This is a genomic window from Streptomyces silvisoli (assembly GCF_029269905.1).
Lineage (GTDB): Bacteria > Actinomycetota > Actinomycetes > Streptomycetales > Streptomycetaceae > Streptantibioticus_A > Streptantibioticus_A silvisoli_A.
In genome coordinates this window covers 335444-349681 of the sequence record NZ_JARJBC010000002.1, presented here as the reverse complement: position 1 = coordinate 349681, position 14238 = coordinate 335444, and the positions used below count along the sequence as shown (strand labels likewise).

Sequence of the window (14238 nt, the reverse complement as noted above, 5' to 3'; positions counted from 1 at the left end):
TCACATCGACACGATGCCCATCGTCAATCTGACGCGAACCGGCTATGATAGATAGCGTCAGTTAGACGAAAAGGTGCATGTCGACAGCACGTGCCAAGAGAAAGGGCGCCCCGCCCGTGACCACCACCGAACCCCTGGCCCCCGGATCGCTGGACGTCCAGCCCACGCCGCTCGCCCTGCTGCTGCTCGGCCGCGAGGCGGACCCCAAGAGCGAGCGGGGAGTGGAGTGCCCCGGCGACCTGCCCGCGCCCTCCGACCCCGACCTCGTCGAGCGCGCCCGGGCGGCCAAGGCGAAGCTCGGCGAGCGGGTCTTCGTGCTCGGTCACCACTACCAGCGTGACGAGGTCATCGAGTTCGCGGACGTCACGGGTGACTCGTTCAAGCTGGCCAGGGACGCCGCGGCGCGCCCGCAGGCGGAGTACATCGTCTTCTGCGGTGTGCACTTCATGGCCGAAAGCGCGGACATCCTGACCACCGCCGACCAGCAGGTCATCCTGCCGGACCTGGCCGCGGGCTGCTCGATGGCCGACATGGCCAGCGCCGAGCAGGTCGCCGAGTGCTGGGACGTGCTGACCGAGGCCGGGGTCGCGGACGTCACCGTGCCGGTCTCGTACATGAACTCCTCGGCCGACATCAAGGCGTTCACCGGACGGCACGGCGGCACCATCTGCACCTCCTCCAACGCCAAGCGCGCGCTGGAATGGGCGTTCTCCCAGGGAGAGAAGGTGCTGTTCCTGCCGGACCAGCACCTCGGGCGCAACACCGCGGTCCGCGAGATGGGCTTCTCTCTCGACGACTGCGTGGTCTACAACCCGCACAAGCCGGGCGGCGGGGTCACCCCCGAGCAGCTGCGGGCGGCCAAGATGATCCTGTGGCGCGGGCACTGCTCGGTGCACGGCCGGTTCTCGCTGGACTCGGTGGAGGACGTACGGTCCCGGATACCCGGGGTGAACGTGCTGGTGCACCCCGAGTGCAAGCACGAGGTCGTGGCCGCGGCCGACTACGTGGGCTCGACCGAGTACATCATCAAGGCGCTGGAAGCCGCCCCCGCCGGTTCCTCCTGGGCCATCGGCACCGAGCTCAACCTGGTGCGGCGGCTGGCGAAGGCGCACCCGGACAAGCGGATCGTCTTCCTCGACAAGACCGTCTGCTTCTGCTCGACCATGAACCGGATCGACCTGCCGCACCTGGTGTGGGCGCTGGAGTCGCTGGCCGAGGGCACCGTGGTCAACCGCATCGTGGTGGACGAGGAGACCGAGCACTACGCCAAGCTCGCCCTGGAGCAGATGCTGGCACTGCCGTAACGCGCCGCCCTCTACAGGAACGTGTCCGACGGGATGTACGGGGTCGGCGGCCGCATGCCGCGTAGGCACACATAGCCGGAGTTGGCCAGTTCCAGCCCAGCCGTCAACCCCACGTCCAGCGCCCACTGCTGATCGCTCGTCAGATGCGGTACGCAGGCCGTGCCGCCCGGCGGTACGGACAGCAGTGCCGCGGTGAGCAGTCGGGTGGCGAGCCGTCGCGAGGTGGCGGCCAGCAGTTCGACGCGGCCGCGGTCGGCGTAGCAGTACCCGCTGCCCGCCAGGTCGTCCACCACGAACAGGCGGCAGCCGCCGATGAGTTGCTCGTGATCGGGGCCGTGCGCACCACCCCTGGTGCGCCGGTCGACCGAGTCCATCAGGTCCCGGTGCCGTGGTGTGCCCTCGTGCACGGCGCCGTCCAGCGGTTCGAGCCGCGCCGGGTCGACCACCCCCTTGAGCCGCATCGCCGGATGCAGGGTGAATCCGGCGCGGCGGTAGGCGCGGGCCGCCACGGGGTGCCGGGTGCCGCACAGCAGACCGCGCAGACAGCCGCGTCCGTACCCCATCGCGCGGGCAAGCAGCGCCTTGCCGACTCCCTTGCCCTGTGCGGTCGGTACCACGGCGAGCAGTGAAAGCCCCCACAGGAACTCGCGCTTGAGGGCCAGTGCCACGCCCACCGGACCGGCCACCACGTCCTCGGCGATCCAGCAGCCGTCGGGGTCGGTCCTGGCGAAGTACCGCACCCGAGCGTGGAACCGGACCACCCGTTCCGGCGGCCAGTCGCCACCCGGCAGCGCCCTGGCATCCCCGAACGACGCGGCGGTGATGGCCTGCACGGCCTCGGCATCTTCAGCGGTGTCCCGCACCGGACGCAGCAGCATCCCCCCATGCTGCCGCGATCGCGCACCGCGCGGGCCGGTCCGCGCGGAATGCACCCGACCGGTCAGCCCGTCGAAGGCCGGACCAGTCCGGTCTCGTAGGCGATGACGACCAGTTGGGCGCGGTCGCGGGCGGAGAGCTTGGCCATCGTGCGGTTGACGTGGGTCTTGACGGTGAGCGGGCTGACCCCGAGGCGTTCGGCGATCTCCTCGTTGGACAGCCCGGCCGCGACCTCGGCGAGCACCTCCCGCTCCCGCGCGGTCAGTACCGCCAGGCGCTCCTCGGCGGCCCTGGACGGACCGCCGGCGCCGAGGAACCGGGCGATCAGGCTCTTGGTCGCGGCCGGTGACAGCAGCGACTCCCCGGCGGCGACGGTACGGATGGCGGTCAGCAGTTCGTCGGGTTCCGCGCCCTTGCCCAGGAACCCCGCGGCACCGGCGCGCAGCGCCTCGATCACGTACTCGTCCGCCTCGAAGGTGGTCAGGATCAGCACGTGCACGCCGCCGAGGTCGTCGGCGGCGGTGATCTCCCGGGTCGCGGCGATCCCGTCCGTCCCCGGCATCCGGATGTCCATCAGCACCACATCGGCACCGGTCCGGCGGGCCACCGCCACGGCCTCGGCTCCGTCACCGGCCTCGCCGACCACCTCCATGTCCGGCTCGGACTCCACCAGCACCCGGAACGCGCCGCGCAACAGCGCCTGGTCGTCGGCGAGTACGACCCCGATCATCGTCGCCCCTCCCCCGTGGCGGCGGCCTCGCCCAGCGCGCCGGAAAGCCGCGCCGGGGCGGCCGACGGCAAGCGTACGAAGACCCGGAAGCCGCCCTCCGGCCGGGGCCCCGCCTCGAACCGGCCGCCCAGCGCCGTGGCCCGCTCGCGCATCCCGATCAGCCCGTGTCCGCCACCGTGCCCGGCGTCCGCCGCCGCGCCGCCGGTGCCGTCGTCCAACACGGTGATCTCCACCCCGGTGCCGTCCCGGACGATCCGCACCCTCACCCGGGCGTCCGGCCCCGCGTGCTTGTGGGCGTTGGTCAGCGACTCCTGGATCACCCGGTACGCGGTCAGGTCGACGGTCGCGGGCAACGGCTCGGCGGCGTCCGCGAGTCCTTCGGTGACCACCTCGGCGCGCAGTCCGGTGCGGACGAAGCCGTCGACCAGCCGGTCCAGATCGGCCAGGCGCGGCGCCGGTTCCATGGGCGCCTCGGGGTCGCCCGCCTGCCGCAACAGGCCGACCGTGGCGCGCAGTTCGTCCAGCGCCGAGCGGCTCGCCTCGCGGACGTGCGCCAGCGCCTGCTTGGCCTGCGCGGGTCGGCTGTCCATGACGTGGGCGGCGACTCCGGCCTGCACGTTGACCAGCGCGATGTGGTGGGCGACCACGTCGTGCAGCTCCCGGGCGATGCGCATCCGTTCCTCGGCGACCCGGCGGCGCGCCTCCTCCTCGCGGGTGCGCTCGGCTCGTACCGCGCGCTCCTCGATCGCGGCGACGTAGGCGCGGCGGCTGCGCACCGCGTCACCGCCCGCGGCGGCCATCCCGGTCCAGGCGAAGACGGCGAGGTGTTCCTGGCTGTACCAGGGCGCGGGCCCGTAGCGCATGGACACCGCGGTCAGCGTCGCGCAGGTGGCGGCGCCCACCCGCCAGGTGGTGGGCCGGTCGGTGCGGGCGGCGACGGTGAACAGCGCCAGGAAGACGGTCACCACCACCGGCGCGGAGCGCGAGGTCCGGTCGGCGACGAAGCCGAGCGCGGCGGCGACACTGGTGAAGGCCAGCACCGAGCGCGGAAAGCGGCGCCGCACCACCAGTGCGGCACAGGCCAGCACCGCCAGGGTGACGTTGGCCGGCTCAGCCCGGTAGTGGTGCGCGGGCGGCCCGGGCACCGAGCTGACCAGGATCAGCCCGAGGACGACCGCCGCCAGAGCGCCGTCCACGGCGAGCGGATGTGCCCGCGCCCAGTGGCGCGATCGGGCGAGGAGAGTCACGCCACCACACGGTACGGGCATCGGCCGGGCCGCACAGCACGGGCGCCCTGGCCCCGTGACGGGTGGGACCAGGGCGCCCGGTGGTGCTGGGGTGCCGGTTATCCAGGGATCAGCCCGTCGTCGGCGAGCATCTCCCGTACCTCCTCCAGGGAGGCGTCCGGGGCGGGCAGGATCAGCTCGGACGGCTCCAGTGCGTCGTCCGCCAGCGGCTCACCGAGCCGCCGCACGGCGTCCAGCAGCGCGCCGAGGGTGCGCCGGAACTCCGTCTCGTCGCCACTCTCCATGGCGCCCAACAGCTCGTCGTCCAGCTTGTTCAGCTCGACGAAGTGGCTGTCGGCCAGCCTCACCTGGCCCTCCCCCATGATCCGTACGATCATGACGGTCTCCCTTCGAGGTGCGCGCGGACGCTCAGTTCTTGTCGAGACGCGGCTGGTCCTGCGGCTGCTGGTGGTTGGCCTGGCCGGCCTTGTTGCCCTCGATGGCCTGCTGACCGCTGCTGCCGCCGGCCAGCTCGGCCTTCATCCGCTGCAGCTCCAGCTCGACGTCGGAACCGCCGGAGAGCCGGTCCAGCTCCGCCGAGATGTCGTCCTTGGCCAGCCCGCTCGGGTCGTCCAGCGCACCCGAGGCCAGCAGTTCGTCGATGGCACCGGCGCGCGCCTGCATCTGCGCGGTCTTGTCCTCGGCCCGCTGGATGGCCAGGCCGACGTCGCCCATCTCCTCGGAGATCCCGGAGAACGCCTCGCCGATCTTGGTCTGCGCCTGGGCGGCCGTGTAGGTGGCCTTGATGGTCTCCTTCTTGGTGCGGAAGGCGTCCACCTTGGCCTGCAGCCGCTGCGCCGCGAGAGTGAGCTTCTCCTCCTCACCCTGCAACGTCTGGTGCTGCGTCTCCAGGTCGGTGACCTGCTGCTGGAGCGCGGCACGCCGGGTCAGCGCCTCGCGCGCCAGGTCCTCACGGCCGAGCGCCAGCGCCTTGCGGCTCTGGTCCTCAAGCTTGGACGACTGCTGCTGCAAGCCGGTGAGCTGCAGCTCCAGCCGCTTACGCGACGTGGCCACGTCCGCGACGCCACGACGTACCTTCTGCAGCAGCTCAAGCTGCTTCTGGTACGAGTAGTCGAGCGTCTCGCGCGGGTCCTCGGCCCGGTCCAGGGCCTTGTTGGCCTTCGCGCGGAAGATCATCCCCATCCGCTTCATGACACCGCTCATGGGCCTGGCGCGCCCCCTTCTGCGACTTGCTCCGGCACCTCTGTTGACCCCTACAGTACGGGCCCCGCTTCCATTACCGCACCGTTCGGCGGCGGATGCGCTCATCCTGAGGGACGATCACGCACCGAGCGCATCCCGCCCAAGGAGTAGGTGGCGGTGCCGGGCTGGCACGTGGGGGTGGGGACCGGTCCCGGCAGCACGTACCCTTGGGCCTTGTGTTCCGACGTCGTTCCAAGGATGAGCAGGCCGCGACCCCGATGGTGACCGCAGAACCGGTCGACCAGCGCCGCGACCCGCAGGCCCCGAAGGGCCGCCCCACGCCCAAGCGCAACGAGGCGCAGACGCAGCGCCGCCAGCGCGTCACCGTGCCCGGCGACCGCAAGGCCGCCGCCAAGCAGGCCCGGGAGGCCCGCCGGGTCGAGATGGCGAAGCAGCGCGAGGCGCTGGCCAGCGGTGACGAGCGCTATCTGCCGGTGCGCGACAAGGGACCGGTGCGCAAGCTGTGCCGGAACTACGTTGACACCCGGTACCACGTCGCCGAGCTGTTCCTGCCGCTCGCGGTGGTCATCCTCGTGCTGAGCATGTTCCCCAGCATGAACGTCAAGGACATCTCGCTGCTGCTGTGGCTGCTGCTGATCGTGCTGATCGTGCTCCAGTCGGCGTTCACCGCCTTCCGGTTGAAGAAGGTACTGCGCCAGCGCTTCCCCAGTGAGAACCTGCGCGGCGCGGTCGCCTACGCGCTGATGCGCACGCTCCAGATGCGCCGGATGCGACTGCCCAAGCCGCAGGTCAAGCGCGGTGAGCAGATCTGAGCAGCGGGTTTTCCGGCGGGGCGGAAGCCTGGCTGGCGGGTCTCGGCGGCCTGCGCAACGCCGTGCGGCAGGAGTTGGTGGCGCGGCAGCTCGATGAGCAGATCACCGCGCGGTTCCCGGTGGGACGCCGGCTGCGGGTGCTCGACGTCGGGCTCGGCCAGGGCACCCAGGCGCTGCGGCTGGCACGTGGCGGCCACGAGGTGACCGGTGTGGAGTCGGATCCGGCGATGCTGGAGACGGCTCGCGAGGCGCTGTCGGTGGAGCCGGAGGGCATACGGGAGCGGGTCCGGCTGGTCGAGGGCGACGGCCGGGAGACCGGCCGGTACTTCGACGCGGGCAGCTTCGACGTGGTGCTCTGCCACGGGGTGTTGATGTACGTGGCGGATCCGGACGCGCTGCTGGCCGGTCTGGCCCGGGTGCTGGCGCCCGGCGGGTTGCTGTCGCTGCTGGTGCGCAACGGGGACGCGCTGGCGATGCGGCGCGGGCTGTCCGGCGACTGGGAGGGCGCGCTGGCGGCGTTCGACGCCACCGGGTACACCAACCGACTGGGACTGACCGCGCGGGCCGACCGGCGGGAGACGCTCACCGCGACCCTGTCGGCGATCGGCGCGCCGCTGCACGCCTGGTACGGGGTGCGGGTGTTCACCGACACCGCGCCGGACGAGACCAAGGCCGGCGATGTTCCGGACCTGGACCGGCTGCTCGCCGTGGAGGACCGGGCCGGGCGCACCGATCCGTACCGCGCGGTGGCCGCGCTGCTGCACCTGTGCGGGGTACGGGACTGAGCGGGGTCCGACACGCGCGGCACGGGCGCGGAGATACTCGCTTGATAAACCGACAAAAGGGACACTCCGGGCATGAGTGGATCACGTATGCCCGGATTGGCGGGAGCCCTCGGCCGCCGCTCGGCGGTCCGACCGCTGCTGGCGGCCGTGTGCGCGGTGGCGCTGCTCGCCGGCTGCTCCGGCGCGGCTAAGACCTCAACGGCGGCGTCCAGGTCGAACGGTCCGGGCGCGGGTCCCGCTCCCACGGTGAGCAACAGCCTTCAGGACGACTACGAACGGGTGGTCAAGAACGTCCTGCCGTCCGTCGTCCAGATCACCACCAGCGCGGGCCTCGGCTCGGGCGTGGTGTACGACACCAAGGGCGACATCGTCACCAACGCCCATGTCGTCGGCAACGCCAGGAACTTCCAGGTCACCCTCGCCACCGGCAAGAGCACGCTGAAGGCCGACCTGGTGGGCAGCTACCCCGCCGACGACCTGGCGGTCATCAAACTGGCCAACCCGCCCGGCGACCTCAGACCGGCCGCGTTCGGCGACGCCTCGAAGGTGGCCGTCGGCCAGATCACCCTGGCCATGGGCAATCCGCTGGGCCTGTCCAGCAGCGTGACCCAGGGCATCGTGTCGGCCGTCGGACGCACCGTCAACGAGGGCGGCAACGGCGGCACGGGCACCACCATCGTGAACATGGTGCAGACCTCGGCCGCGATCAACCCCGGCAACAGCGGCGGTGCGCTGGTCAACCTCTCCGGCCAGGTGATCGGCATCCCCACGCTGGCGGCCACCGAACCGGAGTTGGGCGGCGGTACGGCGCCCGGCATCGGGTTCGCCATCCCGGTCTCCACGGTGAACAACATCGCGCGCCAGCTCATCAGGAGCGGCAAGGTGACCGCCTCCGGCAAGGCCGCGCTCAACGTCTCCGTACGCACCGTGCTGAACAGCAACCTCGAACCCGTGGGCGTCGTCGTGGTCACCGTCACCACCGGGGGCGCGGCGGACAAGGCGGGCCTGCGCCCAGGCGACATCATCACCAAGGTGGACGACGTCCCCATCACCACGGACGCGTCCCTCTCCGAGACCCTGGCCGTCTTCAAACCCGGCGACAAGACCAGCGTCACCTACGAACGCGACGGCCAGCCGCGGACGACCCAGGTGACCCTGGGCCAGCTCTGACGCCTACCGGCGACCTGGGTGCTGGGGGCCGCCCCCAGCACCCACGGCTCCGGCGGCGTTGGGGGCGGCCCCCAACCGACCTCGGCCGCAAGGGAGTTGGAGGCGCTCCCCCAACCTGCCTCAACCGCCCAGGCGTTGGAGCGTCTCCCCAACCGACCTCACCCCGCCGAGGAGTTGGGGGCGAGCCCCCGACAACGCCGGTGCTGGGGTCTGAGGGCTTACCCCCGAAAGATGCCGCCGAGCGCGGCCCCGCGGTGCCGAACCGACCGCGCCCCAGGGATTCAGGCAAGCCCGGCGCTAGCTGCCCGCATGCAGACTCATCGGCGCCGGGTACACCTCCGTACCGTCCTCGAAGAGCCGCACCTGGTCCACCCCGCCGTCCAGCAGCGTCTTCCACTCCTCGCCGATCCAGGACTCCGCGTCGCCCTGGGTGCTGAACTCCTCGGGTTCCACCGCCGGTACGGCCTCCGTGCCGTCCGTCTTCTCGAACCGCCACGTCCATGCCATGCCAAGCCCCTCTCCGTCCTGTCCGCGCAGGTTAACGGAGATCACCGCCGCCGGTCAGCCACACCGCCAGGCGGGGCGGTGCGCGACCGGCCAGGCGTCGTACGCGACGATGTCCGCATGGAGATCACGCTGCTGGGCACGGGTGGGCCCGAGGGCCTGCCGCAGTCCGGCTGCCCCTGCGCGGCCTGCGCCGCCGCGCTCGGCGCCGGCGCCCGCAACCCTGCCTCGCTGCTGGTCGACGGAGTACTGCTGCTCGACCTGACGCCCGGCCCGGCGCTGGCCGCCGCCCGCGCCGGACGCTCGCTCGGCGGCGTACGCCAGGTCCTGCTGACGCACCCCCAGGCGGGGCCGCCGGTCGACCTGCCGGCCGGTCTGCCCGCCCCCGGCCGGGTGCCGGACGGCGAGCAACTGACGCTGCTTTCCGGCCACCGGGTCCGCGCGTTGCCGCTGGACGCGCCGGGCACCGGATACGAGGTGACCGGACCCGCCGGGCACCGCCTGCTGTATCTGCCCGCGGGCGCCGCTCCCGCCGGTCTCGGCAACGGACGCGACCGCCCGGTCCCGTACGACATGGTGCTGCTCGACGTGACCCGCCGCCCCGACGCCCTGGCCCGGCTGCGCGCCGCGGGCGCGGTGGGCCCCACCACCGATGTGATCGCCGTCCACCTCGGCCACGACGCCGCGCCGGAACCGGAACTGCACCGCAGGCTCAGCGCGGACGGCGCCCGTGCGGTGCCGGACGGCAGTGCGCTGGTGGTCGGCGCGTACGAGTCCGTACCGGACATCCCGCGCCGCACGCTGGTGCTGGGCGGCGCGCGGTCCGGCAAGTCGGCGGAGGCCGAGCGGCGGCTCTCCGCCTTCCCCGGCGTGGTCTACGTGGCCACCGGCGGCAGCCGGGAGGACGACCCGGACTGGGCGGCCCGGGTCCATCTGCACCGGGAGCGGCGCCCGGCCAGCTGGCGCACCGAGGAGACCTGCGACCTGGTGCCGCTGCTGAACACGGACGGGCCGCCGCTGCTCATCGACTGCCTGGCGCTGTGGCTGACCGACGCGATGGACGCGGTCGGTGCGTGGGACGAGCGGCGATGGGCGTCCGGCGGCCGCCGCCAACTCGCCCTGCGGGTGGCCGAGTTGACCGCCGCCTGGCGGGAGACCCGCCGTACGGTGGTGGCGGTGAGCAACGAGGTCGGCTCCGGTGTGGTTCCCGCCACGGCGTCAGGCCGCCGGTTCCGCGACGAGTTGGGCCGGTTGAACGCGGCCGTCGCGGCCGAGTCGGAGCGCGTGCTGCTGGTCGTGGCGGGCCTGGCGGTGACGCTGCGCTAGGTGTATTGCCCTGAGAGGTTAGGAACGCGGCTGGCGGGTGGCTGGCCCTTGAGCGCGGTGTGTCCGCGGTGGTGATTGTAGGTGTGCAGCCATTCGGGGAAGGCGTTGCGTCGTTCCTGTTCCGAACGGTAGGAGCGGGCGTAGGCCCACTCATCGAGCAGAGTGCGGTTGAAGCGTTCGACCTTGCCGTTCGTCTGCGGGCGGTAGGCGCGGGTTCGTTTGTGCGTGATCCCGGCTGCTGCCAGGGCATCGCGCCACAGACGGGACTTGTAGCAGGAGCCGTTGTCGGTCAGGACGCGTTCGACGGTGATCCCGCAGGAGGAGAAGTACGCCTGGGCGCGGCTCCAGAAGCCGACGGCGGTCTCCTTCTTCTCGTCGGCGAGGATCTCGCTGTAGGCCAGGCGGGAGTGGTCGTCGACGGCGGTGTGCAGGTAGCTGTAGCCGACGCCGGAACGCTTCTTGCGGCCCGCTTGGCGGCCGAGGACTTTGTGGCCGCCGCCGTCGGGGACGTTGCCGAGCTTCTTGATGTCGACGTGGACCAGCTCGCCGGGCTTGTCGCGTTCGTAGCGGCGTATGACGCGGCCGGTGGCTCGGTCCAGGTGCGTCAGGCGGGCCAGGCCGTAGCGGGTCAGCACCCGGTGCACGGTGGAGGGCACCAGTCGCAGCAGGTGCGCGATCCGGGCCGGTCCCCACCGGCGCAGGACGCGGACCTTGATGATCCGGCGTTCGGTGCGGGTCGGGGTGCGGCGTGGACTGGCGTGCGGGCGGCTGGAGCGGTCGGCCATGCCCGCCTCCCCGAACGCCCGGTAGCGGTCGGCCCACCGCTGGGCCGTGCTGACGGAGACCTGGAAGCGTTCCGCGGCCCGCCGTAGGGGCCAGTTGTCCTCCACGACGCAGCGGGCCAGGCGCAGGCGGCCGGTCTCGGTCAGTGGTGCGTTACGGTGCGGCATGAGGGCCTTTCTGGTCGTCGGTGCAGATGTGGCAATCCACACCGAGCCAGAGGGCCCTCACCCATTGCAAGATCACAGGTCAGTGATCGCTGTCACCAACCTCCGTGGACAGAACAGCTAGGCCGCCCGCGCTGACGTCGGCGCCCGTACATCACCGTCACGGCAACCTCACCGGTAAGGTGCGAGTCGTGAGCCCCCTGGACCTAGACGACTTCGCCGCGCTGATCGACCGCCCCGAACCGGCGCTCCGGCACGACTCCAAAGCGCTCCGCGCCCGTACGGCCACCGCCGGAAAGCTCGGAAAGCTGGAAGACCTAGGCGACTGGCTGGCCTCCGTACAGGGCCGCGCACCGGCGAGGCCGATCGAGCGGGCCCGCGTGATCCTGTTCGCCGGGGACCACGGCATCGCCAAGCGAAACGTCTCCGCACGCCCCGCGGGCAGCGCCGGCACCCTGGTGCGCTCGGTTCTCGCGGACGAGGCCGCGGTGAACGTCCTGGCCCGCACGTACGGAGCGCGGGTACGCGTCGTCGACATGGCCGTGGACTGCGACCCCGGCGAACTGCCCGCCGAGGTGGTACGGCACCGGGTACGGCGCGGCTCCGGGCTCATCGACGTCGAGGACGCGCTGACCGAGGCGGAGGCCGAGCAGGCGTTCCGCGCCGGCATGGCGATCGCCGACGAGGAGGCGGACTCCGGCACCGACCTGCTGGTGCTGGGCGATCTGAGCGTCGGCGGCACCACACCCGCGGGGGTGCTGATCGCGGCGCTGTGCGGCACGGACGCGTCCGTGGTGACCGGTCGCGGTTCGGGGATCGACGACCTGGCCTGGATGCGCAAGTGCGGGGCGATCCGCGACGCGCTGCGCCGGGCCCGGCCGGTGCTCGGCGACCCGTTGAAGCTGCTGGCCACGGTGGGCGGCGCGGACCTCGCGGCGGCCACCGGGTTCCTGCTGCAGTGCGCGGTGCGCAAGCTGCCGGTGGTGCTCGACGGGGTGGTCTCGGCGGCGTGTGCGCTGGCCGCGCAGCGGGTGGCGTTCCGGGCGCCCGACTGGTGGCTGGCGGGCCAGTCGTCGGGCGAGCCCGGCCAGGCCAAGGCACTGGACCGGCTGTCCATAGAACCGCTGCTCGACCACGGCGTCCGGCTCGGCGAGGGCACCGGCGCGCTCCTCGCGGTGCCGCTGCTCAAGGCCGCGGCGGCGCTGGCCGCCGAGCTGCCGGGCCAGCCGGAGCCCACCCCCGAGCCGTAGCACCGGGGGCGTCGCGCCATGGGCATCGCAGCCTCGGTCGTCGCGGCAGAAAGCTAATTCCCAAGCAAACCCCGTCAATCGCGACATAAGATCGCTGTTCATGGGATCGCTCCGTATGGCGTACACCGAACCGTCCCGGGCGTTCCCGGCCCCAGGACGGTCAGGATCCCGGCGAACACGTTCGGCGTTCTTCACAACCGCGGACCGGGTGAATGTCGTCATCAACATCATGACTGCGATCACCCGCGATTCGGCCATCGCGCGGCGAGGGCCCCGCGGAGAGGCTCTGGCCTCCGGCGATCCGATCGGAGACCCTGAAACGTGGCCCGGCCCGACCATGCCGCGGCCCGAGCAGCCCTGCCCGCACGGCCGTACGCCCGCCGTGCCGGGTCCGGGCGAGAAGGGTGGAACGATCTACCCGCGAGGGGGGCACGAACGCGTTGAGGGCCGCCGGTTTCACCGTGGAGGGGCGGGCGATGCGCACCGTACGCCAGGCCTGCCACCCGGCCCGTACCGGCGCGGGAACGCTGTGAGTACTGCCGAAGCGCGGCTGCGCCGCGCCGCGTACCGCGAGTGGGGCGCGCTCGTCGCCGACCTGCGCATCGCCTCGGTACGCAGGAGATGGCGGGCGATTCCGCTGACGATCGCCGCCGTGGTGCTGATCTCCGTACTGCAACTGGTGCAGCACACCGCCTGGGGCGACGACCTGGTGAACCGGTCCGGGGTGGTCAGCGCGACGCTGCTGTGGTGGAAGGCGCTGCTACGCACCCCGCTGTCGCTGTTCGTGCCCGCCCTCGACCTGCCGGTGTGGGGCGCGCTCGCCCAGGTGCTGGTGGTGTTCGGCATCGCCGAGATCACCCTCGGCAAGGCCCGCACCGTCGGCATCGCGTACCTGTCCACGCTGGCCGGTACGACCTACGCGCGTTGGGGCGTCTCCCGAGGACCGCACGCGGTGCTCGGCCTGGCGCCGATCGACGCCTTCATCCGGGACACCGGCCCGTCCGCGGCGGTGGTGGCGCTCGCGGTCTGCGTCGCCTGGCGGTACCGGGCGTGGTGGACGGCGGGGGTGGTGGCCGGGTCGATGGTGGTGGAGGCGGCACTGTGGCCGAACCTCGCGGGTTGGGAGCACCTGGCCGCGATCCTGACGGCGGTCGGCTGGTGCCTGGTGGACGACGCGGTGCGCCGCCGCCGCAAACGCCGTACCGACCGCCCGGCCGAAGGACGCCCACCGGCCAGGCTGTAGCGTTCCCCTGACGTGGGCGGTATCGGTTTGGGGGACGTGTGGCGATCGACGACGGACCGCGGTTCGCCTTCGGCACGCTGACCGTACTGCCGGTACGGGTCAGGCGCTGGGACCGTACGGCCGGTCGGGCCGGAATGCTGTGCGCACCGCTGGTCGGCCTGGCCCTCGGCCTCACCGCCGCCGTGCTCGGCGGCCTGTTGCTGCTGGGCGGTAACCCACTGCTGGCCGCCGTCGCCACGGTCGCCGTACCCGCCGCCCTCACCCGCGGTCTGCACCTGGACGGTCTGGCCGACACCGCGGACGGCCTGGGCAGCGGCAAACCGGCCGCCGACGCGCTGCGCATCATGAAGCAGTCGGACATCGGCCCGTTCGGTGTGCTCACCCTGGTCCTGGTGCTGCTCGCCCAGGTCGCGGCACTGGCCCGGATCTACGCGTCAGGCTGGCCCGAGGCGGCCACCGCGACCGCCGTCGCCGCCCTGACCGGCCGCACCGCGATGACCCTCGCCTGCCGCGACGGCGTCCCCGCCGCCCGTGAGGACGGCCTGGGCCGCACCGTCGCGGGCACCGTCCCAACCCGCACCGCCTGGCTGCTGGCCGCCCTGACCACCTTGGCGGCGGCGGCAGTTGGCGCCCCCTTCGGCCCGTACGCCGCCGCCCACTACGCCCTGGCGACGGCCCTCGCCCTGACCGCCTCCGAACTCCTCCTGCGCCGCTGCCGCTCCCGCCTCCACGGCGTCACCGGCGACGTCTTCGGCGCCCTGTGCGAGACGGCTGTCACGGCGGTGCTGGTGGTGCTGGGGGTGTGGTGACGCGGGCTGCCGGGGGTCAACTCCCGCTCTAG

16 protein-coding genes are annotated in these 14238 nt (G+C 72.4%); 9 read left to right on the top strand and 7 right to left on the bottom strand.

Annotated elements, in window-relative coordinates; genetic code table 11:
- Positions 1–116 precede the first annotated feature (116 nt).
- Positions 117–1304, top strand: coding sequence for a quinolinate synthase NadA (gene nadA, locus P3G67_RS04685; protein WP_276092305.1), 1188 nt, complete (start codon positions 117–119; stop codon positions 1302–1304).
- Positions 1305–1315: 11 nt separating this feature from the next.
- Here nadA and P3G67_RS04680 read toward each other — a convergent pair whose 3' ends face one another.
- The 5 genes from P3G67_RS04680 to P3G67_RS04660 form a co-directional block, all read right to left on the bottom strand.
- Positions 1316–2182 carry a GNAT family N-acetyltransferase gene (locus P3G67_RS04680; RefSeq protein ID WP_276092304.1) on the bottom strand — a complete coding sequence of 289 codons (867 nt, stop codon included), beginning with the start codon at positions 2180–2182 and terminating at the stop codon, positions 1316–1318.
- A gap of 62 nt (positions 2183–2244) precedes the next feature.
- Positions 2245–2910, bottom strand: coding sequence for a response regulator (locus tag P3G67_RS04675; RefSeq protein WP_276092303.1), 666 nt, complete (start codon positions 2908–2910; stop codon positions 2245–2247).
- Positions 2907–4178: a sensor histidine kinase gene (locus tag P3G67_RS04670; protein ID WP_391858196.1), complete on the bottom strand. Its 1272-nt coding sequence runs from the start codon at positions 4176–4178 to the stop codon at positions 2907–2909. Before P3G67_RS04670 ends, P3G67_RS04675 begins: the two co-directional genes overlap by 4 nt.
- Before the next feature lie 77 nt (positions 4179–4255).
- Complete coding sequence (pspAA, locus tag P3G67_RS04665) at positions 4256–4534, bottom strand: PspA-associated protein PspAA (RefSeq protein ID WP_269854302.1); 279 nt, start codon at positions 4532–4534, stop codon at positions 4256–4258.
- 31 nt (positions 4535–4565) lie between these two features.
- Entirely contained in the window at positions 4566–5360 is a 795-nt protein-coding gene (locus P3G67_RS04660; protein WP_269854301.1) for a PspA/IM30 family protein, read from the bottom strand.
- Positions 5361–5575: 215 nt separating this feature from the next.
- Between P3G67_RS04660 and P3G67_RS04655 the strand changes: the two genes are divergently transcribed.
- From P3G67_RS04655 to P3G67_RS04645, 3 genes are all read left to right on the top strand, one after another.
- On the top strand, positions 5576–6172 hold the full coding sequence (locus P3G67_RS04655) for a DUF3043 domain-containing protein (RefSeq protein ID WP_269854300.1): 597 nt from the start codon (positions 5576–5578) through the stop codon (positions 6170–6172).
- Positions 6173–6234: 62 nt separating this feature from the next.
- Positions 6235–6957 carry a methyltransferase domain-containing protein gene (locus tag P3G67_RS04650; protein WP_276092301.1) on the top strand — a complete coding sequence of 241 codons (723 nt, stop codon included), beginning with the start codon at positions 6235–6237 and terminating at the stop codon, positions 6955–6957.
- Positions 6958–7029: 72 nt separating this feature from the next.
- Positions 7030–8127, top strand: a complete 1098-nt coding sequence (locus P3G67_RS04645) for a S1C family serine protease (protein ID WP_276092300.1) — start codon at positions 7030–7032, stop codon at positions 8125–8127.
- 297 nt (positions 8128–8424) lie between these two features.
- Here P3G67_RS04645 and P3G67_RS04640 read toward each other — a convergent pair whose 3' ends face one another.
- Positions 8425–8634 carry a hypothetical protein gene (locus tag P3G67_RS04640; RefSeq protein ID WP_269854298.1) on the bottom strand — a complete coding sequence of 70 codons (210 nt, stop codon included), beginning with the start codon at positions 8632–8634 and terminating at the stop codon, positions 8425–8427.
- A 117-nt stretch (positions 8635–8751) separates the two neighbouring features.
- On the opposite strand from P3G67_RS04640, the gene P3G67_RS04635 reads away from it, so the two are divergent.
- Positions 8752–9957, top strand: coding sequence for a bifunctional adenosylcobinamide kinase/adenosylcobinamide-phosphate guanylyltransferase (locus P3G67_RS04635; protein WP_276092299.1), 1206 nt, complete (start codon positions 8752–8754; stop codon positions 9955–9957).
- Here P3G67_RS04635 and P3G67_RS04630 read toward each other — a convergent pair.
- Positions 9954–10907 carry an IS481 family transposase gene (locus P3G67_RS04630; RefSeq protein ID WP_276092298.1) on the bottom strand — a complete coding sequence of 318 codons (954 nt, stop codon included), beginning with the start codon at positions 10905–10907 and terminating at the stop codon, positions 9954–9956. The genes P3G67_RS04635 and P3G67_RS04630 overlap by 4 nt on opposite strands.
- A 188-nt stretch (positions 10908–11095) precedes the next feature.
- On the opposite strand from P3G67_RS04630, the gene cobT reads away from it, so the two are divergent.
- From cobT to P3G67_RS04610, 4 genes are all read left to right on the top strand, one after another.
- Positions 11096–12154, top strand: a complete 1059-nt coding sequence (cobT, locus tag P3G67_RS04625; RefSeq protein WP_276092297.1) for a nicotinate-nucleotide--dimethylbenzimidazole phosphoribosyltransferase — start codon at positions 11096–11098, stop codon at positions 12152–12154.
- Positions 12155–12558: 404 nt separating this feature from the next.
- On the top strand, positions 12559–12687 hold the full coding sequence (locus P3G67_RS04620) for a hypothetical protein (protein WP_276092296.1): 129 nt from the start codon (positions 12559–12561) through the stop codon (positions 12685–12687).
- On the top strand, positions 12684–13397 hold the full coding sequence (locus P3G67_RS04615) for a hypothetical protein (protein ID WP_276092295.1): 714 nt from the start codon (positions 12684–12686) through the stop codon (positions 13395–13397). The genes P3G67_RS04620 and P3G67_RS04615 overlap by 4 nt, the downstream gene beginning before the upstream one ends.
- Before the next feature lie 38 nt (positions 13398–13435).
- Positions 13436–14206: an adenosylcobinamide-GDP ribazoletransferase gene (locus tag P3G67_RS04610; protein ID WP_276092294.1), complete on the top strand. Its 771-nt coding sequence runs from the start codon at positions 13436–13438 to the stop codon at positions 14204–14206.
- Positions 14207–14238: the final 32 nt, after the last annotated feature.

What these genes read in the sequence shown, in the direction of transcription:
- pspAA (WP_269854302.1), bottom strand. Translation starts at nt 4,534, where the DNA reads ATGATCGTACGGATCATGGGGGAGGGCCAGGTGAGGCTGGCCGACAGC.
- P3G67_RS04660 (WP_269854301.1), bottom strand. Translation starts at nt 5,360, where the DNA reads ATGAGCGGTGTCATGAAGCGGATGGGGATGATCTTCCGCGCGAAGGCC.
- P3G67_RS04635 (WP_276092299.1), top strand. Translation starts at nt 8,752, where the DNA reads ATGGAGATCACGCTGCTGGGCACGGGTGGGCCCGAGGGCCTGCCGCAG.
- P3G67_RS04670 (WP_391858196.1), bottom strand. Translation starts at nt 4,178, where the DNA reads ATGCCCGTACCGTGTGGTGGCGTGACTCTCCTCGCCCGATCGCGCCAC.
- P3G67_RS04640 (WP_269854298.1), bottom strand. Translation starts at nt 8,634, where the DNA reads ATGGCATGGACGTGGCGGTTCGAGAAGACGGACGGCACGGAGGCCGTA.
- P3G67_RS04680 (WP_276092304.1), bottom strand. Translation starts at nt 2,182, where the DNA reads ATGCTGCTGCGTCCGGTGCGGGACACCGCTGAAGATGCCGAGGCCGTG.
- P3G67_RS04675 (WP_276092303.1), bottom strand. Translation starts at nt 2,910, where the DNA reads ATGATCGGGGTCGTACTCGCCGACGACCAGGCGCTGTTGCGCGGCGCG.
- P3G67_RS04630 (WP_276092298.1), bottom strand. Translation starts at nt 10,907, where the DNA reads ATGCCGCACCGTAACGCACCACTGACCGAGACCGGCCGCCTGCGCCTG.
- P3G67_RS04645 (WP_276092300.1), top strand. Translation starts at nt 7,030, where the DNA reads ATGAGTGGATCACGTATGCCCGGATTGGCGGGAGCCCTCGGCCGCCGC.